General features: G+C 63.1%; 1 pseudogene. It reads left to right on the forward strand.

The window, feature by feature from the left end:
- Positions 1-556: 556 nt before the first annotated feature.
- Positions 557-976 (forward strand): annotated as a pseudogene (locus tag FMEAI12_RS18405) (reverse transcriptase domain-containing protein); the annotation flags it as partial.

Genomic DNA, 976 nt, shown 5'->3' on the forward strand with positions numbered 1-976 from the left:
CTGCACGTCGCGGACCGTTGGTAGTGCGCCATGAGGCGCCTGGTTGTATCCCCGGCCCAGCCGGGAGGGACTCGGAGGGAGGTTCCTGGGTTCGATGGCTTACCTGGATCCGAAAGGTGAAGGGGACAGCAGCATGCCATTGAAGCGGCGGCCGTGCTCAGGCGTTGGAGGCGGTGCGCCGTGGAACCCGTGTGATATGGCGAAGGCTGGATTGCTTGAATCCCAATTCCCAGGAGATGGAAGGTCGCATCCGTCGGAAATTACGCCCGAAGCCGACGCCGCACCCTGCCTCGGTTTAGTGCCATGGCCGGGGCAACCTCCGGGGTGCGGAGCGATGCCCAGTGAGGGCATTTAAGGGAATAAGTGGGACGCCTACGTCACGCTGTCACGTACAACCAGGACGAACATGGGATCGCCTACGGGACGCGAGTCCTACGGCGACGGAGGTCCCGTAGTAGTCGCCGGAGTCACGCCCGGCCGAGGAGTCCGGGAGAGCCGGAACCAGGGCGAAGGGGACCAGGTGATCGGACACCTCAAGGATCGGGAGGTTTGCGTAATGCAAAGCGCCGAAACGGTGCTGGGTGTCCTGCGTGAGCGCGGCAGGCGCGGTCTGCCGTTGGAAAGGCTGTATCGGCAGTTGTTCAACCCGCAGTTGTATCTGCTGGCCTACGGGCGCCTCTACTCCAACAAGGGAGCGATGACGCCTGGGGTCACCGGGGAGACCGTGGACGGGATGTCACTACGCAAGATCGACGCTATTATCGAAGCGCTTCGCCATGAGCGCTACCGATGGAACCCGGTCAAGCGGATCCACATTCCGAAGAAGAACGGCAGGACCAGGCCTCTGGGGCTGCCGCCGTGGTCGGACAAGCTGGTCGGTGAGGTGGTCCGCCTGCTGTTGGAGGCGTACTACGAACCGACCTTCTCCGATCTGTCTTACGGTTTCCGTCCTGGCCGGGGATGCCACACCGCACTA

Origin of the sequence: Parafrankia sp. Ea1.12 (assembly GCF_900465275.1) — a bacterium.
Classification (GTDB): Bacteria; Actinomycetota; Actinomycetes; order Frankiales; family Frankiaceae; genus Parafrankia; species Parafrankia soli.